Genomic DNA, 18,362 nt, shown 5'->3' on the forward strand with positions numbered 1-18,362 from the left:
GTGATCATCATGACCGCACGACGCGAGGAGCTTGCCGAGCGCCTCGACCGGGTGCAGGCAGCAATCGCTGAGGCCGCTGCTAAAGCTGGACGCGAAGCATCGGAGATCCAGCTGTTGCCGGTGACGAAGTTTCACCCAGCCTCCGATGTGGCCCTGCTTCACGAGCTAGGGGTGACGGCTGTGGGGGAGAACCGCGACCAAGAGGGCAAGGACAAAAAAGAGGCAGTGCCTGAGATGTCCTTTCACATGATTGGTCAGATTCAGTCGAAGAAGACTAACTCGATCGCCCGTTGGGCTGAGTGGGTCCATTCGGTCGATTCGGTTGCGATCGCCGAGGGGTTGAACCGCGGGATGGACTTGGCCACCGAGCGGGGCAGCGCGCCGAAGACGAGGTGCTGACCTGTCTCGTGCAGCTCTCTGCGGACGGTGATGCCGCCCGCGGTGGTGCTACTGAGCAGGAGCTGGCAGAGATCGTCGACAAGCTTGAATCCTTGCCACGAACCCGCTGCGGTGGGTTTATGTGTGTGCCGCCGTTGGACGCCGACCCGCGTGCGGTATTTGAGCGCGGTGCCGTCGTGGTGCAGCGATGGTCTGAGCAACTCGGCCGGGCATTGGACTACTCCGCGGGGATGAGTGCGGATATGGTGCAGGCAATCGAGGCGGGATCCACATTTGTGCGTGTCGGAACGGATATCCTCGGCCCAAGGCCAGTAGTCTAACGATAGAAATTACGCGGTTGTGAGCCTCGCTCAAACTTGGTTACACCCCAATTGACCAGCACAATCCCTCCACATAGACGAAGAAGAGGAACACTACACGATGTCGAGCTTGAACAAGTTCAAAGAGTACTTCGGACTGGGCCCCTACACCGAAGACATGGACGATGCCTACTACGGCGACGAGGCCGGCTACCAGGAGCGTGGCTATGAGGAGCGCTCCTATGGTGAGGACCGCTACGCCGAACGCTACGGTCGTCGCTACGAGGAGCCGAGCCGCGAAGCCGAGAGCTACTACGAGCGAGATCGTGACCGCTCCTACGCCTGCGCAATTGTGCCTGTGGACATCTCCAGCTACACCGAGGCTGCTCGCATCGGCGAGCCGTTCCGTGATGGTGACGCGGTGGTCTTTGATATCAGCCGCATGAATAGCGATGATGCCCACCGAGTAGTGGATTTTGCCGCCGGTTTGGGTTTTGCGCTGCGCGGCACCATGAAGAAGGTGGCCCCGCGCGTGTTCGCTCTCATTCCTGATGGGGCGCACGTCTCCACCGCTCAGCTCGAGCGCACTGCCCGCGTGTAACTCAGCGGCTTAAAGAACGTGTGATCAACGCCCGCCGACGCTCCTCTTTTCGTCGGTGGGCGTTGTGCATGTAATCCCCGTGACATGGTGTGAATTGGTGGCATTGAGGCGCCTATCGGGCCCGCGTAGCCTATGACTTTCAACACAATAAGCGGCGGGGAATCGTGCCACGCGGGGTTAGATATATCTCCGCCGCGGACTAGAAATAGGTTAGGCTGTGAACCCGTGACTACAGCTTTGCTAATCCTGCTTTGGGCGATCCGCATCTACCGATACGTGCTCATCGCCCGCATCTTGATTGAAATGGTGGTGTCGTTCTCGCGGAACTTCGCCCCGCCACGATGGTTCTACTACATCGCGGAGCCGATCTTCATGGTCACGGACCCGCCAGTGAAGGCGCTGCGAAAGATGATCCCCCCAATCCGAATGGGGGGAGTGGCGCTGGATGTGTCCGTGCTGGTGCTGTTCTTCGGCCTGATTCTGCTCGAGTACATCCTTGTCGGCGTGTTCAACGCGGTTATCGTCTAAACGTGGACGTCCACACATCCCACCCCGTACGCTTGGGATATCCGGTCTCACGGCAGTGAGACTGGGCCTAGGCTGCGGGGTGGTGGTGTCTCCGCCAGATGCCCAATCGGATGCTGAGGTGTGGCATGTGGGGGTAGCCCGCAGACGGGGGTCCTCGCGGACTCGGCACCAAATTGCGTAGACATCCGAAATCAAACCCGTATATTGTGTTAAGGTGCAGTGCACCTTGAGGGAATCTGCGTAAGATAGCGTAATAAGAGAAACATAGAGATAGATTCGACGGAGGCAGATCCGCCGTCGGTCTCGAAAAATTTTCAAAGCTGCGAAAGAGTGTCTGAGCATCTTGTGCGACGCCAGAGTGGCTGAGAGAATTTTTTAAGATAGAGAAACTAACGCGAAGGGAATCGTCAATGCCGCTGACTCCAGCCGACGTGCACAATGTTGCCTTTAGCAAGCCGCCGATCGGCAAGCGAGGCTACGCTGAGGATGAGGTTGACCAGTTCCTCGATCTCGTCGAAGACACTCTTGGTCAACTCCAGGACGACAACGATGCGCTGCGTGCGCAGGTAGAGGAGCTCCAGTCCGAGCTCGACTCCACCGATAACGTCCGCGGCGGCGCAGCTGCTGCCAGCCCGGCGGTCAACGAGGCCGAGCTCCGCAAGCGCATCGAGAAGGAGCTCTCCACCAAGTACGAGTCCCAGCTCGCAGAGGCCAAGAAGCAGGCAGAGTCCGCCCGCAAGGAGGCCGAGGAAGCCCGCAAGGCAGAGGCTCAGGCTCGCCAGAACGCTGGCGCTCAGCAGCAGCCGCAGCAGGCCGCCGCTTCCGCTGCAGCCGACGATCAGACCGCATCCCCCGAAACCCACATGCAGGCCGCTCGCGTCCTGGGTCTGGCTCAGGAGATGGCCGATCGCCTCACCAACGACGCCCGCAACGAGTCCCAGTCCATGCTGGACGAGGCCCGCGCGACCGCCGAGAAGACCATCAACGAGGCCAACGAGACCTCCCGTCGCACCCTGGGCACTGCGAAGGACCAGGCCGCCAAGACCATCGCGGAAGCCAACGAGAAGTCCGAGCGCATGCTTTCCGACGCCAAGCAGCGTTCCGAGACCATGATCCACGACGCCACCGCGCAGTCCGACGCCAAGGTCAAGCAGGCCGAGCAAAAGGCATCCTCCTTGCAGTCGGAGGCTGATCGCAAGTACAGCGAGACGATGGCCACCATGAAGCAGCAGCAGAGCGTCTACGAAAACCGTATCGACGAGCTGCGTGTCTTCGAGCGCGAGTACCGCACCCGCCTCAAGAACCTGCTGGAGACCAAGCTGCAGGAGCTGGACACCAACAGCACCTCCGCTCCGAACCCGCACAACGGTTCCAACAACTAAGCGGTAGTACAGCCCTTCGAGGCCCCACACACTTCGGTGTGTGGGGCCTTTGGCGTGGGCAGTGCGGAGGATGAATCTCCCGGATGAGTCTCTGCGGGCGGCAGCTGGAAAGAGACGGCATATAGCCAAGGGTGGCCCTGCTGTCGGAAAACATGAAAAACGGGCCGCTAGGTCAACGCGAAACCACGTGCCGCCACTGCAGTCGGGAAAGAACAAAGACAGTAGGACTCAGGTGGGTGTTGGGGTTTGGCTAGGGTGCGTCGCGCAGCACACAATACCCACTCACCCTCTACAATCCTGCCTATGATGCTTCTCGCGATCGTGCTCGCTCTCGCAAGTTTCTTCTTGCTTGTTCTCACCGTGCAGACCGAGGAGATCATCTTCGCCTACCTGCTTATCGCAACGTCCATTGCAGGAATTGTGGTGTGGGGAATCGATACGTGGCGACACACTCGGCACCCGCAAGGAAAGAAGTAGCAGTCATCGAACGGCAGGTAGTGCTTACGCAGGGGGAGTAGTGCTGGAAGCGAAAATTTCGATATAATCTCCTGCGAGCATCACGTGAGACGTCAAACCTCCACGCGACGCACACGATAGCGTTGATCCGGCAATCACCGGGGAGCTGCTGGAAGAACCCCGCCTAGGCGGAAAGTAGAACCAGCCGACGAGGGTCGATAATCCTTACACAAGACAAACGAAGAGGCGCGCATCCTGCTCACAGAGTGCGCGCAAATAGGGTGGTACCGCGGGTGCCCCGGAGCAGACATGCTTTGGCAATCTCGTCCCTAGGCGAATAACACCGCACGATCGAGTGCCCAGAATTGTCTTTGTAAGGAGCCCACATATGAGCACAGCCGATAGCTCTTCAAAGAGCAACGTAGGCGGAGTGTATCCCCGCGTAGACATGTCCGGAGGCACCAGCCGGTTCCCCGACATGGAGAAGAACGTTCTTAACTACTGGAAGGACGATCGAACCTTCCAAGCCTCCGTAGAACAGCGCGAGGGCGCCGAAGAATTCGTATTCTACGACGGTCCGCCCTTTGCCAACGGCCTGCCGCACTACGGTCACCTTTTGACCGGTTACGTCAAAGACATCGTGCCGCGCTTCCAAACGATGAAGGGTAAGAAAGTTGACCGCGTCTTCGGCTGGGACTGCCACGGCCTGCCCGCCGAGATCGAAGCCGAAAAGCAGCTCGGTATCACCGACAAGGGTGAAATCGAAGACATGGGGCTGGCGAAGTTCAACGAGTACTGCGGTAGCTCTGTGCTTGAGTACACCGAGGAGTGGAAAGAATACGTGACCCGGCAGGCCCGCTGGGTGGACTTCGACAACGGCTACAAGACGATGGATCTCGACTACATGGAATCCATCATGTGGGCGTTTAAGACTCTCTACGACAAGGGCCTGATCTACCAAGGGTTCCGGGTGCTGCCTTACTCCTGGGCTGAGCACACACCGCTGTCTAACCAGGAAACCCGCCTCGACGACAGCTACAAGATGCGTCAAGACCCCACGCTGACGGTGACGTTCCCCATCACCGCCGCTGAGGGCGACGCAAACTCCGATCTGGTGGGCACACAGGCGCTTGCCTGGACCACCACGCCGTGGACCCTGCCATCCAACCTTGCGCTCGCAGTACACCCCGAGGTCACGTATGTGCGCGTCCGCGTCGGTGAAGATGGCATGGAAGAATTCCGTGGAGCAGAGTTCCTGCTCGCCGAAAACCTCCTAGGCCAGTACACCAAGGAGCTCGGAGAAAACCATGAGGTCGTGTCCACCCATTCCGGTAGCGAGTTGGTTGGCCTTCGCTATGAGCCCATCTTCCCGCACTTCAAGGACCACCCCAACGCCTTTCGCATCCTTGGCGCCGATTATGTGACGACCGAAGACGGTACCGGCATCGTGCACCAGGCACCCGCCTTCGGTGAAGACGATATGAACACCTGCTCGGCCAACGGAATCGACGTGGTCATTCCCGTAGATATGGACGGTAAGTTCACCCACGCCGTGCCCGAGTACGAAGGCCAGCTCGTCTTCGACGCTAACAAAAACATCATCAAGGATCTCAAAGCCATCAAGCGGGTGGTACGCCACCAAACCATCGAGCACTCCTACCCGCACTCGTGGCGCTCAGGGGAGCCCCTTATCTACATGGCGCTGCCTTCCTGGTTCATTGAGGTCACCAAAATCCGCGACCGGATGGTGGAACTCAACCACGACCAAATCCGCTGGGTCCCTGAACACATCCGTGACGGTCAGTTCGGTAAATGGCTGGAGGGTGCGCGTGATTGGAACATTTCCCGCAACCGCTACTGGGGATCGCCCATCCCGGTGTGGGTGTCCGACAACGAGGATTATCCGCGTGTAGATGTCTATGGTTCCCTCGATGAACTCGAGCGGGACTTCGGGGTGCGTCCTACCTCGCTGCACCGTCCTTACATCGACGAGCTCACCCGCCCCAACCCTGATGACCCGACCGGTAAGTCCACCATGCGGCGTGTTCCAGAAGTTCTCGACTGCTGGTTCGAGTCCGGCTCTATGCCGTTCGCGCAAAAGCACTACCCGTTTGAGAACAAAGAGTGGTTCGACACTCACAACCCGGCTGACTTCATTGTGGAGTACTCCGGTCAGTCTCGTGGATGGTTCTACACCATGCACGTTATCGCTACGGCGTTGTGGGACAAGGCTGGCTACTCTAACGTTGTCGCCCACGGCATTGTGCTGGGCAACGACGGGCTGAAGATGTCGAAATCCAAGGGCAACTACCCGAACGTGAACGAGGTCTTCGACCGTGATGGTTCCGATGCCATGCGTTGGTTCCTCATGTCTTCGCCTATCCTGCGCGGCGGCAATCTCATTGTCACTGAGCAGGGAATCCGCGAAGGTGTGCGCCAGGCTCTTCTGCCGATGTGGAATGCCTACAGCTTCCTCCAGCTTTACAGCTCTACCCCAGCGCGCTTCGATACCACCTCCACGAATGTTCTGGACCGCTACATCTTGGCGAAAACGGGTGACCTCGTTGAGACGGTGGACAAGGCTCTCACAGATCTCGATATCGCTACTGCCTGCGACGAGGTTCGGTGGTTCTGCGATGCGTTGACTAACTGGTATGTGCGCCGTTCGCGTGACCGGTTCTGGGCCGGCGACCAGGAATACCCCGAGGCGTTCAACACTCTCTACACCGTGCTCGAAACCCTCACCCGAGTGGCTGCACCGCTTTTGCCTATGGCTACTGAGGTGATCTACCGGGGACTGACTGGTGAGCGCTCGGTGCACCTGACGGACTTCCCTGAAGCGCAGCAGTTCCCGCGTGATGAGAAGCTTGTCCAGGCTATGGATGAGGTTCGTATGGTGGTTTCTGCTACCTCCTCTGTGCGCAAGTCGCACAAACTACGCAATCGTCTGCCGTTGCCGAAGCTCACCGTTGCGGTACCGCATGCAGAGCGTTTGGAGCCCTTCGTTGACATCATTCGTGATGAGGTCAATGTGAAGGAGGTCGAGCTTACTGATGATGTGGACGCTGTGGGGCGCTTTGAGGTCGTGGTGAATGCCCGTGTCGCAGGTCCGCGTCTGGGTAAGGACGTGCAGAAGGCCATCAAGGCAGTCAAGGCTGGCAACTACTCTCGTTCTGGCGATGTTGTGGTGGCTGATGGCGTCGAGCTGCAGCCTGGGGAGTTTACGGAGAAGCTAGTCGCAGACAACCCTGAGTCCACCAACCAGATTGCTGGCATGGAGGGCCTCGTGGTGCTCGACATGACCCTCACCGAGGAACTTGAGGCCGAGGGCTGGGCTAACGATGTTATTCGTGGCATCCAGGATGCCCGCAAGGCCGCCGAGTTTGAGGTGTCTGACCGAATCACCGCCGTGTTGTCGGTGCCAACTGAGAAGTTGGACTGGGCGAACCGGCACAAGGACACCATCGCTGGTGAGGTGCTGTGCACCGACCTGACGATCACCGACGACGCTGTGGAGGACGGTCATCCTGTGCTCGACGGTGTGCGTGTTACGGTGACGAAGAACTAGCCGCGCTCCTTCTTTTGCTAGCCCCGCTTCGGCGGGGCTAGCACTGTCTTCGGCGACGAGATTAGCTGGCGTAGCGTAGCTCTGTCGTTTCGGATTCGGCGTGCTCGTGCTCAGGCCATTGCTGTTTGCGGATACGAGCCCCAGCTGATCGCTGAGCGTCGGGGGAGTCGTTGAAGTTAATCGTGGGGGTTGGGTTAGTAGTTGTAGCAGGGTAGGTGACACCTACTCGCCCAGTCTGAGGATCGCGTACGGCGTGGGTTTTGTGGGGGTTTCTCCGAGAATCGTCATTGTCACTGTGGTGCTCTGGGCATAGCAGCGTGAGGTTTTGTAGCTCGGTTTTCCCTCCTTGCTTCCAAGCCAGTAGGTGGTGAACCTGGCATCGGCTAGCTGGTTCGGTGCAATCAGGGTGCGAACACACCAATTCAGAGGCAAGCAGTGCGATGCGGTCACGGAAGTTCGCGAGGCGTTCCACCCGGTGGACACTCTGTGTTTGGCCCGTCTCGGGGTCGTGAATGCATACGAAACCGTATTTGTGTTCGGCAATTTTAAGAACATCCGCGGGGCGAAGCGTTACACCGGTATCGGTGGGGAATTCGATGTTGGCGGCGCGGTAATCCTCTATTTCGAAATCTTTAGGCGAGATGGAGATAGCGAAGACCCCCGTGGTGTGGTGGGATCCAATCGCCGAGTCGAAGGCATCAGCCATGAATTGGTTAAGGCTGCGGGTGTCGTCCTTATCGCGGGTTGTGCGTAGGTGTTTATCCATGTGGGTTAGCAGTTTGGCGGTGGTACGCGGCGGTAGGTAGCCGTGAATGCGTTGCCCACCATGCTTGTCAGGCTTGGATAGGGTGATATAACGGTTGCGTTCGGCGTGCTCTTTATCTGGAGCGAGGGTGTCGTTGAGTGAATTCACCCGCTCACGGAGGAAAGAACGCGTGGCGTTAAGGCTATGGCTAGCGGCATAGTCGATAGCTTCCGCCCGTAGAGTTTCTGCCTGGAGGGAGTTGCGTGCCATAAGGTTGAGCAGCTGCTTATCGATGAGAGTGCGTTTTTCTGCGCTGATGTGGTGCGTCAGTAGCTTCCTGCGCGAGATCGTGCGCAGGTCAGTGGCCAGGCTGATATCTGCCTTCACCTCGGCCTCAAGGGCAGGATCGGTTTCTGCCGCTTCGGCTCGGGCATCTTCTACTGGGCTGTATAGCCGTTTCGCTTCGCCAAGCGCCGCAGTGATACGTGGGCCCGACCAGCCCAGGTGCTCTCGCAGAACTCGGCGTGGTTTGTTCGTCCCGGCTGCTTGAGTGAGGTTTTCTTTCCCAGCCAGGTGGCAGATAAGGATGTCTAGATGGGCCTGGACGGCCTTGTGCTTCTCTAGCTCGATGAGTGCAGGAAGACTCTCCGCCAAGCTCAGCGAGCCGCCTTGATCGAAATCGAAGAGCCCGGCGAGCTCATCGTAGGCGTCGCCGATGGTGCGAATTAGCTGCTTACAGCGTTGTACAGTCACGATTTTGTTCTCCTCACAGTGCATAAGTCAGGTGCAGGTGTAGGAGGAGGCTAATGCTCTGGCGAGTGAAATATCGTGCGTGCGACAACACGCCTGTGGAATACTCGGCGTGGTTAGGCGGTTATGCACAGCTGAGGTAGGTGCTCTCGCCTTTGGGGTGTTTAAGACATAGGGTTTGAGGGTTGGGCCTTGTAGCCCGCGACGGTTTTTGCATAAGGGCGTCGTCGATAAGCGCACTAGGAAGATCTGGAAAACTCGTAGACATGAGACGTTGGGTGCTGCACATCGACATGGATGCGTTTTATGCATCCTGCGAACAGCTGACGCGGCCGACATTGCGAGGTCGTCCAGTTCTTGTCGGTGGCGTGCACGGGCGCGGTGTGGTGGCGGGGGCATCCTACGAGGCGCGCGCGTTTGGCGCGCACTCGGCAATGCCCATGTTTCAAGCCAAAGCGATGGTGGGATTCGGCGCGGTCGTTGTTCAGCCACGCCGGGCTGTGTACAGGGCTGCGTCGGCTCGGGTCTTTGAGATCGTGGCGCGTCGTGCGGGAACCATTGAGCAGCTGTCGATCGACGAGGCGTTTCTTGAGCCACACGAGGTGCAAGGTGAACAACCTGAAGTTGTGAAGCACTGGGCTGAGCAGCTGCGCGCCGAAATTCGGGCAGAAACCGGCTTGCCGGCATCGATTGGGGCGGGCAGTGGTAAACAGTTCGCGAAAATTGGGTCAGGAGAAGCGAAGCCTGACGGGGTATTCGTGGTGGCCCAGGAGGACGAATCTGCCATGTTTCACCCGCTCGACGTGGGAAAGCTGTGGGGAATCGGTCCTGTGTCCGCCGCGAAGCTACGTGCGCTGGGAGTGGAAACTATTGGTGATTTCGCTGCACTCACCGAAGAAGAAGTGGTAATTAGCCTTGGTAGGAAAGTCGGCCTAGAGCTGTGGAATCTTGCCCGGGGCCATGACCTGCGCCCAGTGAAACCGCGCGCCATCGCGAAGCAAATCTCGCAAGAACACACCTATCCCCAAGACCTTCTTACAGTCACCGCGGTGGATGCGGCAGTTGAGCGTGCTGCTACTGGGGCACATAGAAGACTTCTTCACGATGGCCGTGGGGCGCGCACCGTGACGGTAAAACTTCGAATGGCCGATTTCCACATCGAATCTCGTTCGCACACGCTGAACTACGCGACAGATGATTTCGATACCTTGCACGCGGTGGCGAAAAAGATGGTGAGATACCCAGATGAACTTGGGCCGATCAGGCTAGTAGGGGTGTCCTTTTCTGGGCTGGAGGCTGCTCGGCAGAATGTGATGTTCCCAGAACTCGATCAGCAGATCGTTCCAGCGGTGAAGTTTGACGATACTGAGGTAGGGGTGCGGGATCTTTCCACCGAGACGGCTCAATCCAGCGACATTTCATCGGAATCCGAGCCCACCAGCCCAGCTTGGATTACAACTCAGGATGTCGAACACCCAGAGTATGGCCACGGCTGGGTGCAAGGTTCTGGCCACGGGGTGGTGTCAGTGCGTTTCGAAACGCGCACTACGAAGCGGGGCGTGACGCGAAGTTTCGCGATAGATGATCCAGATTTGCAGCCCGCCGACCCCCTTATGTCCCTCGATTGGGCGGATTGGTTGGCGGACTACAAGGAGGAGATGGATTAGCTAGAACAACGTAGCCGGGTGGGCACCGGTGGCGATGGCGACGGCCAGCAGCATCCGCGCCTGGGGCGCCCGAAAGTAGTGCGAGCCGATTGCTCCTTTTTGGAGAAGAGTTGCGCCGCCACCCGCTCCGCCGTAGGAGCCGTGAACATCGCCGCGCGGAACGCGGGTTGTGATCACCACGGGCGTGCCAGTGTCTAGGGCTTCACCTACGGCAATTGCAAGTTCGCGGCCCACGTTGCCGGCCCCCATGGCTTCGATGACGAGGCCGTCGGCGCCGTGTTCAAGGGCAGCGTCGACAAGCGTGCGCGGCGCGCCGGGGTAGGCGGCGATGATATCGACGGTGACGTCCGCTAGGGCAGTGGGGGCGAGTGGCTCGGCGCGGGTGGGTTCTTCGGGGCCGTTGGTGGCGAAGGCAAGGTTATCGCTGGTGTGCCACTTGGTGGCGCCGCGGGCAGGGATCACAGCGTGTCCAAACACAATAAGCACACCGATTCCGCGGGCACTGGCGTCCATCGCGATCACGATCGATTCGAAGAGGTTGCTGATGCCATCGGATTCGGGGTGATCGAAGCTACGTTGAGCGCCGGTAAAGATCACGGGCCGTGGATCGTCGTGGAAAGTGTCTACGGCAATGGCGGTTTCTTCCATCGAATCGGTGCCGTGGGTGACCACCACTCCGGTGACTTCGGGGTCATCGAGCGCATCGTGAATGGCTGCGATGATAGCGTCCGTATCGGCGAGGGTCATGGCGGCCGAGTCGAGGCGGTTGAGCTCTCGGACTTCCAGTGCGAGTTGAGCGTTGTCGAAGCGTTGGGCTACCGGCTCTAACAGCTCGGGTCCGCTCACTGTGGGCAAAAGTACGCCGTCGCGATCCGTCGTGCACGCGATGGTGCCGCCGGTGGTAATCACAACAATTTTGGCGCCCGGAGAGGCGTCGTGCTCCGCAGTGGTCTCGGTCTCGATAGTCATGCATCTAGCGTGCCACACCCTGCCCGATCTGCGGGCAGAAACCCAATGAAACCTGGGGCCGTGGTGTTGCTCTGCGCAGCACCGACGCTACGGTCCAATCGGCTAAGCCGCCCACGCAGCGATTATCGACGCCGCCTCGGATGTGGTCATTCGCGCTGGCCCGTGTAGAATCCAAGTACCAGTTTTTCCGCCCGAGACCTGCATGAAGCGGCTCTAAGCTGCCACTGAGAAGGGGCTGAGATGATTACACCACTGTGTGATCTGTGGCATTCATGGCCGCCGCACTCGACGCCCTAGGCCGCGCAGATGTGACCGCACTGCGTGGCATGAATCCGGACGGACAACCATATAACTGACCCACACAGTCAAGGACTGAGGAGAGTAGTGAAACTTTACAAGGCACGTGCACTCGCACTGGTCACCGCCGCATCGCTGGCGCTGGCAGGGTGTGGCTCTGACGACGGAGATTCCAAGGAGTCTGATACCAGCTCCAGCACCAGCTCCTCGGCCGCCGCTGTCGAACTTCCCACCCTGGAAGAACTCAACGGCGTTCTGGCCCGGGCTACCGACCCGAACCTGCCGATCGAGGAGCGCGTGCTCACCGTGCAAAACGGCGACCAAGCTCCCGAACTATTCGACGTGATGACTCGATCGAAGGAAGAGTCCGGCGCGAATTTCCAGGTAGTGGACCCGATCCTGCCGGGCTGGACCCCGGATAGCGTGATGGCCACCATCCACTTCACCCTTCCGGATCGTGAGCCGCAGATCGCCGAAGGCGTGGAGTTCGTGAACGAAGACGGCCACTGGAAGGTGTCCCAGGATTGGGCCTGCACCGTGGTCAACAGCACCGTTGCGCCTGAAGAGGTACCGGCGTTCTGCCAGGACCTGCCGGCTCCGGCACCGGTGCCCGAGGAGAACGCCCCCGAAGGTGAAGCTCCTGCCCCTGAAGGCGCTCCCGCCCCCGAGGGAGAGGCCCCGCCGGCTCCTGAGGGCGAAGCACCGCCCGCGCCCGAAGGTGCTCCCGCTCCCTAAAACTCAAGGCTCAGCGCACGCCGCAGCCTGAACAACTAAGGCCCGCCCTTCCCAACGCTGGGAAGGCGGGCCTTTGTGGTTGTTCTACTCGGGGCGGGTGGCAGGAATGTCTATCACGCGATGCTGCCAGCGGCGTTTAATCCACCGGTCGTGCGTGGCCAACAGCAACACACCCTCGTAGCCTTCCAAAGCTTCCTCTAATTCTTCGGCCAAGGTGAGAGAAATGTGGTTGGTGGGCTCGTCTAAGAGCAAAATATCGGGAGGATCCGCAAGCACAATCGCCAAAGCCACTCGACGCCGCTGCCCGAGAGACAATTTTTCAATCGGCCGACGGGCAGCTTCTTCACTGAGCAAGCCCAGTTCGGTCAAGGTTGCGGCGCCGCTGGGCGCATGGTCGGAGTAGATATCATTGGCACTGCGGAAGGGGTCGTCCCAATCAGTATCTTGGCGCATCCAACCAACCCGAAGGTCATCGCCGATGATCACAGAGGGGTTCTCATCATCGGTTGTGTTTGCAATGGCCTCCAGTAAGGAGGATTTTCCCGCACCATTGGGGCCGGTAACGAGAACGTGCTCGCCGTGCCGGATTTTCACCGAAAGGGCGCGCTCCATGCGGCCAGGAATGCTGAAGTTGCGCAACACGAGCGCATAGTCCGAGCCCGTGGTGGTTAGGAAATGCTCCGGCAGCCCCGCAAACTCGAGACGCTTGGGTGGTGCGGGTATCTCTCGGCGTTCTAGGGCATCCAAGCGGTTACGCGCTGTGCGGATTCGCTGCCCGTGCACTTTGGCGGCTTTGTCTGAATAGAACTTCGCTGAGGAGCGGGTCTCGGTTTTGGAGTGCTGTGTGGAAAACAGGTCGGTTTCTTTCACCTGCACTCCGGCTTCGAGGCGGGCGCGTTCTGCTTCCTGAATGTTGTAGTCGTGCTCCCACCGTGCGCGAAGTTCTTTGCGGTAGGAGAGGTATTCGGAGAAACTTCCGCCAAAAACCACCCCTTGCGCGAGATCTTCGCCTCCGCCACCCTCCGGCCCGAGGGAATGGTCCAAGTCAACAATATGGGTGGCCACCTTGTCTAAGAACCAGCGGTCGTGGCTGGCGACAAGCACCGGCCCAGCGAAGGAGCTGAGCTCATCGATGAGAAAGTCACAGGCGAGGTCATCGAGGTGGTTGGTGGGTTCGTCGAGGATGAGCGCATCCACTGGGCGAAGCAGCAGCGCGGCCAGGGCCAAGCGGCGCCGTTGCCCGCCGGAGACGGAATCAATGGGGGCGTCGAGATCCACGTGCGCCAAACCGAGGCCAGCCAGGACTTCCGCGATGCGGGCGTCGAGGGTCCACACTTGGTGGCGGTCGGCGGCTGCGAGGAGATCGTCAAAGCGTTGGACGAGCTGGGCGGAATCGGGCTGGGCGGCGAGCTCTTCGGAGACGGTGATGATGTTTTCTTCGATTGCTTTGAGCTCACCGATCGCTTCGGTGATGATAGAGCGCAGTGCCGCGCTGGGCGGCCAGGACACCTCCTGGGTGAGATACCCAGTTTTGGTGGGGGTGATGATTGCTCCGACATCGGGTTCAAGGGCGCCGCTGATCAGCTGCATCAGGGTGGATTTGCCGGCCCCATTTTCTCCGATGAGTCCCGCTACAGACCCTGCGCCGACTGCGAAAGAGACGTCGGTGAGTACTCGATGCGCCCCGTAGGAAAAGCTAACACCGTCGACAGCGATGTGTATGTGTGTGGGCATGGGCTGCTCCTCCTCGGCGGGGTGGTGGTGTCTGCCTCGAGCCTTGGGCACGCCCATCTGGGCCGCCGCGCACACAAAGGGGGCGGGCGGCGAGGGAACGTGGGTGAAACTCAGTGTTCTACTTGGAAGAATACTCCACTGCACTGGTGAGATCCTGCACCACAGCCTGCTGATTGTCATCTGCTCCGTCTTCGGCGTAGATCACTCGCGTGGTGACGCCGTTTCTGCCAGTTATGCCCGCGATCGCGGACAGGTCTACCGTGAGTTCGCCCGTGGAAGTGGACTCCGTGGATACCACCGCCAACTCTGGGTGGCCATCGCCGGCGCTTAATGCACCAAGAGTGGAGCGGCGTTGGGTATCGGCGTTGAGAGTAACGGTGGAACCGTCAATCGAGGTAAGCGTGTAAGTGATGGTTTGCAGCATCGCGTTTTCCCCCGGAACGCGGCTGTTAACACTCCACTGAGCTCCTTCGCCGACGGGTTCGTCGGGGAATACCACCGCCAAGGAAAGCCAGGTAAACACCGCGGACTCCACCAGAGAGCGTGCCTGGTCAGAGGCATCCCTGGGGGCGGCGAGGCGCACCGAATTGGTGATCCCGCGGTCATTGCGCTCGAGGGAGATACTGAAACCAGTGGCGCTGGCCAAGGTGTCATTGACCGAGATATCCGAGGAGGTGGGGCTGCCAAGGCTGAGCTCAATGCGGCCATCATCGCCGCTCAAGCTTGCATCAACGGGCATGGTCAGGCTCGTGACGTCGCCTCCAGCGGGGGCGGTGCGGTCGATGTCTGCTAAAGGAGCGAGGTGCTGCTCAAAACCGTCATAAGCCACCACGGATACTGTCTCGTCTGGGGTATCAGGAGAGGCGGTGTAGCGCAGCGTGGTGGCGGAATCTTTCGCGCCGGGATCAATGACGGTGACCTTTGGGGAATCCAGCTGCAGTTCTACCGCATTGTCGCTTTCCACGGCTGCCGAATCCGATTCGGGATTATCGGCTGAGCACCCAGTGATCCCCAGAGTTCCAATGGTGCAGAGGGTGAGGAGGGTGCGGAACAAACGGTGCGATTGATTGCTGCGGCAGGAGGGTGTCATGAAGATTCAGTGTAGTGAGGCTGGGTGGGTGGTGTGAGTGCTGGGGCTGGAGGTAGCTACGGGCGAAGGTGAGCGTCGATAAGCGTGCGGCGCCCACGAAATTTCGCGCGGCGGTTCTGTTCTCTGCGCGGAGTAAGGCAAGATTGGTGGCGTGGAAACAAAGAGTAGGAGTGCAGTGAGACTACTGGTGCCTATCATTGCGGTCGTCGCTGTGGTGGACCAGGTATTGAAAGAACTAGTGTTGCAAACCGTCAATCCCGCAAGGCCTGTAGAGGTGATCGGGGAGTGGGCGCGAATCGTGCTGGTGTTCAACTCAGGTGCGGCGTTTTCGATGGGGCAAAACCACACGTGGGTCTTCACCACGTTACAGCTGGGTTTCGTGCTTGGCGCGCTCTACTTTGGTCGTTCGATGGTGCATCGGCCTCAGATCATTGGTGTGGCGCTGATCGCTGGAGGGGCGCTGGGCAATCTCATTGACCGTCTCTTTCGCGCCCCAGGATTCTTTGTTGGCCACGTAGTGGATTACATCTCCATCGGCAATTTCGCCGTGTTCAACCTAGCTGATTCCGCGATCACCATTGGCGTGGTCGTGGTGATTGCCGCGCTCTTTTTTGAGCCCGAACCATCGAAGGAGAAGGCATGAGTTCTGAACAATTTCGCCGCATGCTGGTTCCCGACGGTTTGGCGGGAATGCGTGTAGACCAAGGCCTGTCCAAGGCGCTCGGTATTTCTCGCTCCGCCGCGGCGGAGATCATTGCGAAAGGCGATGCGCTTATCGACGGTCAGCCGGTGCGCAAATCCGATCGGCTCGCCGTCGACTCAATGCTGGATGTCACCCTTCCAGGCCCGAATCAGGACCTCATTCCGAAGGAAGAACTCGTCGAGGGAATGGAAGTGCTCTACTCCGACGAGCATGTCATCGCTATCAACAAACCTGTGGGTGTGGCCGCGCATCCCACCATCGGTTGGGAGGGCCCCACCGTGGTTGGCGGGCTCAAGGCTGCCGGTTTCAGCATCGCCACCTCGGGCCCGGCGGAACGCCAAGGTATCGTGCAGCGACTCGATGTGGGCACCTCGGGTGTGATGGTGGTGGCCGTGTCCGAGCTTGCCTATTCGGTACTGAAAAGGGCCTTTAGGGAAAGGACTGTCACCAAGACTTATCACGCGCTGGTGCAGGGCCACCCCGATCCGCTAGAAGGAACAATCGACGCCCCCATCGGCCGGCATCCGTCCGCAGGATGGCGCTTTGCCGTCACCCGTGATGGCAAACCGAGTGTGACGCACTATGAAACTATCGAGGCTTTTGCGGAGGCATCTTTGCTCGATATTCATCTAGAAACAGGGCGGACTCACCAGATTCGTGTGCACTTTTCCAGCCTGCATCACCCGTGCGTAGGCGATCCTATGTACGGCTCGGATCCGGCGCTTGCACAGCGGCTGGGTTTGAATCGCCAGTGGTTGCACGCCGTGTCTTTAACCTTCGGTCACCCGGCCACCGGTAAAAAGATGACCATCACAAGCGACTACCCCACTGACCTTGCGCACGCGCTCGAGGTTCTTCGGGACAGTTAGCCCGAAACACCGCGAGGGAAAACGCAATGTCTGATGAGAACCACTCTTCGATGCTGCGCCACGTGCTGATTGCCGTAGGCGTGGCGATCATGACTGTCGCCGTGGTGTTCGCCGCCGGCCGTGTTTACACCGGCGAGCGGCCACCTAGCACGAATGGCGATATGCTTGGCCGCGAAACAGGGGAATCGGTGGATCACTATGCGCAACGTGCCGCAGCCACAGTGTCGGGTCTCGATAGCAAAGAGCCTGCTTTTGCCTTGGTGACGTTTCACAAACCAATGTCAATCACCCAGGCTGCTCGTATCGCTGATGAATTGGACGTGCCACGGATTTCGGCGGTGGTACTTAACATGTCCTCGCCCGTGGTGGTGCCCGAGCCCTCTGCGGCCGCGGATCGACGCGAGGTTTTTGCCACCGCTTTGCGCAACGACTTGGCTGCCCAGTTTTTGCTCGACGACGCCGAAGCCGCCCCCATCGAAGGAGTGGTGATCTGGGCGCCCACCCGCACTATCAAAACACTCGGTCTAAATGACGATGTCGCCTACGTGGAGGCGCTTCCCAATGACGCCGCCTGGGGGCATTTCGGAATCATGCCGGTTTATCGCGATGACTCTGCAGCCACACTGCAGCAACTGCCGGTGGCGCCGCCTGTGCCCGCGCCCTAAGACGAGGCTTTAGCCGCGGCGGGCGCGCCGCGAGCGGGAACGGTACTGCACGCGCTGCGCGCCGATATCGACGATGAAAATAGCCACCGAGACCCAAATGATGATGAACCCGATCCAGCGCACCTGATCCAAATGCTCGTGGGTAACAAACAACGCCCACAGCATCTGGATGGTCGGGGTCATGTACTGCAGCATTCCCACCGTGGCCAAAGGGATACGCTGCGCCGCCATGCCAAACAACAGCAAGGGCAGTGCCGTGACAGCCCCGGCAGAGGCAAGCAACCCCATGTGGCCGAAACCGTGATCAAAGAAAGTTCCGCGCCCGGAGGCCTCGAGCCAGATAAGAAAGGCTGCAGCGAAAGGCAACAGCACGATGGTTTCGGCCGCTAGGGACGCATGTGCGCTCAACGGAACGCGCTTTTTGAGCAAACCGTATACCGCGAAGCTGAAGGCGAGCGTAAGTCCGATCAGTGGTGGGGTAGAGCTGAACACGAGCAGCAAAGTCACCGCGATGCTGGCAGTTATGACGGAAACTTTCTGTAGAGGCCGCAGCCTTTCTCCTAAAAACACCAATCCGAGGACCACAGCGACGAGAGGATTAATGAAGTAACCCAGTGCGGCCTCGGCGACGTGGTCGGTGGTGACTGCGATGACGTAGACGAGCCAGTTGATGGCGATCACCACGGCGGCTGCGGCCACAATCAACCAGGTGTGGCTTCCGGCTCGCCACAGCTCCTTCCACGCACCTGTGATAATGATAACGATGCCCATGACTACGGCGGTCCACACGATGCGGTGCGCCAAGATTTCGAAGGGGCTCGCAGGCTCGAGCAAGGGGAAATAAGCGGGAAAAAGACCCCACAGCAAATAAGCAAGAACGCCGTAGACCATGGCAGATACCTTAG

Annotated in this window: 15 protein-coding genes and 1 pseudogene; 11 read left to right on the forward strand and 5 right to left on the reverse strand. The window is 59.4% G+C overall.

Annotated elements, in window-relative coordinates; all coding sequences use genetic code 11:
- The first annotated feature begins 9 nt into the window (after positions 1 to 9).
- The 6 genes and pseudogenes from CCICO_RS03695 to ileS all read left to right on the forward strand — a co-directional run bounded on the left by CCICO_RS03695 (position 10) and on the right by ileS (position 7,233).
- A pseudogene (locus CCICO_RS03695) lies at positions 10 to 719 on the forward strand (YggS family pyridoxal phosphate-dependent enzyme).
- A gap of 100 nt (positions 720 to 819) precedes the next feature.
- Positions 820 to 1,299 carry a cell division protein SepF gene (locus tag CCICO_RS03700; protein ID WP_018020298.1) on the forward strand — a complete coding sequence of 160 codons (480 nt, stop codon included), beginning with the start codon at positions 820 to 822 and terminating at the stop codon, positions 1,297 to 1,299.
- A 225-nt stretch (positions 1,300 to 1,524) separates the two neighbouring features.
- Complete coding sequence (locus CCICO_RS03705) at positions 1,525 to 1,827, forward strand: YggT family protein (protein ID WP_018020297.1); 303 nt, start codon at positions 1,525 to 1,527, stop codon at positions 1,825 to 1,827.
- Between the two features lie 410 nt (positions 1,828 to 2,237).
- Positions 2,238 to 3,209, forward strand: coding sequence for a DivIVA domain-containing protein (locus CCICO_RS03710; RefSeq protein WP_018020296.1), 972 nt, complete (start codon positions 2,238 to 2,240; stop codon positions 3,207 to 3,209).
- 303 nt (positions 3,210 to 3,512) lie between these two features.
- Entirely contained in the window at positions 3,513 to 3,686 is a 174-nt protein-coding gene (locus tag CCICO_RS03715) for a hypothetical protein (protein WP_018020295.1), read from the forward strand.
- Between the two features lie 367 nt (positions 3,687 to 4,053).
- Entirely contained in the window at positions 4,054 to 7,233 is a 3,180-nt protein-coding gene (ileS, locus tag CCICO_RS03720; protein WP_018020294.1) for an isoleucine--tRNA ligase, read from the forward strand.
- 61 nt (positions 7,234 to 7,294) lie between these two features.
- Here the strand turns inward: ileS and CCICO_RS03725 are convergent, their stop codons facing one another.
- Positions 7,295 to 8,731 carry an HNH endonuclease signature motif containing protein gene (locus CCICO_RS03725; RefSeq protein WP_018020293.1) on the reverse strand — a complete coding sequence of 479 codons (1,437 nt, stop codon included), beginning with the start codon at positions 8,729 to 8,731 and terminating at the stop codon, positions 7,295 to 7,297.
- A 263-nt stretch (positions 8,732 to 8,994) separates the two neighbouring features.
- On the opposite strand from CCICO_RS03725, the gene CCICO_RS03730 reads away from it, so the two are divergent.
- Positions 8,995 to 10,395, forward strand: a complete 1,401-nt coding sequence (locus CCICO_RS03730; RefSeq protein ID WP_018020292.1) for a DNA polymerase IV — start codon at positions 8,995 to 8,997, stop codon at positions 10,393 to 10,395.
- Here CCICO_RS03730 and CCICO_RS03735 read toward each other — a convergent pair whose 3' ends face one another.
- A complete protein-coding gene (locus CCICO_RS03735) occupies positions 10,396 to 11,364 on the reverse strand; it encodes an asparaginase (RefSeq protein ID WP_018020291.1) in 969 nt (322 codons plus the stop codon).
- A gap of 384 nt (positions 11,365 to 11,748) precedes the next feature.
- Between CCICO_RS03735 and CCICO_RS03740 the strand changes: the two genes are divergently transcribed.
- A complete protein-coding gene (locus CCICO_RS03740; RefSeq protein WP_018020290.1) occupies positions 11,749 to 12,396 on the forward strand; it encodes a WKL family lipoprotein in 648 nt (215 codons plus the stop codon).
- An 84-nt stretch (positions 12,397 to 12,480) separates the two neighbouring features.
- Here the strand turns inward: CCICO_RS03740 and CCICO_RS03745 are convergent, their stop codons facing one another.
- Both CCICO_RS03745 and CCICO_RS03750 read right to left on the reverse strand, forming a co-directional pair.
- Complete coding sequence (locus tag CCICO_RS03745) at positions 12,481 to 14,130, reverse strand: ABC-F family ATP-binding cassette domain-containing protein (RefSeq protein WP_018020289.1); 1,650 nt, start codon at positions 14,128 to 14,130, stop codon at positions 12,481 to 12,483.
- Between the two features lie 118 nt (positions 14,131 to 14,248).
- The gene (locus CCICO_RS03750; protein ID WP_018020288.1) at positions 14,249 to 15,220 is read right to left on the reverse strand and encodes a DUF6263 family protein; all 972 of its coding nucleotides are present in this window, start codon (positions 15,218 to 15,220) and stop codon (positions 14,249 to 14,251) included.
- A gap of 175 nt (positions 15,221 to 15,395) precedes the next feature.
- Here CCICO_RS03750 and lspA point away from each other — a divergent pair, with 175 nt between their 5' ends.
- The 3 genes from lspA to CCICO_RS03765 are packed head-to-tail and all read left to right on the forward strand — an operon-like array spanning position 15,396 to position 17,457.
- Positions 15,396 to 15,863, forward strand: coding sequence for a signal peptidase II (lspA, locus tag CCICO_RS03755; protein WP_244264011.1), 468 nt, complete (start codon positions 15,396 to 15,398; stop codon positions 15,861 to 15,863).
- Complete coding sequence (locus CCICO_RS03760; RefSeq protein WP_018020286.1) at positions 15,860 to 16,792, forward strand: RluA family pseudouridine synthase; 933 nt, start codon at positions 15,860 to 15,862, stop codon at positions 16,790 to 16,792. Before lspA ends, CCICO_RS03760 begins: the two co-directional genes overlap by 4 nt.
- A gap of 26 nt (positions 16,793 to 16,818) precedes the next feature.
- A complete protein-coding gene (locus CCICO_RS03765; RefSeq protein WP_018020285.1) occupies positions 16,819 to 17,457 on the forward strand; it encodes a hypothetical protein in 639 nt (212 codons plus the stop codon).
- 9 nt (positions 17,458 to 17,466) lie between these two features.
- On the opposite strand, the gene rarD is transcribed toward CCICO_RS03765, so the two are convergent.
- Positions 17,467 to 18,348 carry an EamA family transporter RarD gene (gene rarD, locus CCICO_RS03770; RefSeq protein ID WP_018020284.1) on the reverse strand — a complete coding sequence of 294 codons (882 nt, stop codon included), beginning with the start codon at positions 18,346 to 18,348 and terminating at the stop codon, positions 17,467 to 17,469.
- Positions 18,349 to 18,362 lie beyond the last annotated feature (14 nt).

It is taken from the genome of Corynebacterium ciconiae DSM 44920, from assembly GCF_030440575.1.
Lineage (GTDB): Bacteria > Actinomycetota > Actinomycetes > Mycobacteriales > Mycobacteriaceae > Corynebacterium > Corynebacterium ciconiae.

Coding starts and splice junctions, on each gene's coding strand:
- rarD (WP_018020284.1), bottom strand. CDS start 18,348: ATGGTCTACGGCGTTCTTGCTTATTTGCTGTGGGGTCTTTTTCCCGCT.
- CCICO_RS03715 (WP_018020295.1), top strand. CDS start 3,513: ATGATGCTTCTCGCGATCGTGCTCGCTCTCGCAAGTTTCTTCTTGCTT.
- CCICO_RS03760 (WP_018020286.1), top strand. CDS start 15,860: ATGAGTTCTGAACAATTTCGCCGCATGCTGGTTCCCGACGGTTTGGCG.
- CCICO_RS03750 (WP_018020288.1), bottom strand. CDS start 15,220: ATGACACCCTCCTGCCGCAGCAATCAATCGCACCGTTTGTTCCGCACC.
- CCICO_RS03700 (WP_018020298.1), top strand. CDS start 820: ATGTCGAGCTTGAACAAGTTCAAAGAGTACTTCGGACTGGGCCCCTAC.
- CCICO_RS03710 (WP_018020296.1), top strand. CDS start 2,238: ATGCCGCTGACTCCAGCCGACGTGCACAATGTTGCCTTTAGCAAGCCG.
- ileS (WP_018020294.1), top strand. CDS start 4,054: ATGAGCACAGCCGATAGCTCTTCAAAGAGCAACGTAGGCGGAGTGTAT.
- CCICO_RS03765 (WP_018020285.1), top strand. CDS start 16,819: ATGTCTGATGAGAACCACTCTTCGATGCTGCGCCACGTGCTGATTGCC.
- CCICO_RS03745 (WP_018020289.1), bottom strand. CDS start 14,130: ATGCCCACACACATACACATCGCTGTCGACGGTGTTAGCTTTTCCTAC.
- CCICO_RS03735 (WP_018020291.1), bottom strand. CDS start 11,364: ATGACTATCGAGACCGAGACCACTGCGGAGCACGACGCCTCTCCGGGC.
- CCICO_RS03730 (WP_018020292.1), top strand. CDS start 8,995: ATGAGACGTTGGGTGCTGCACATCGACATGGATGCGTTTTATGCATCC.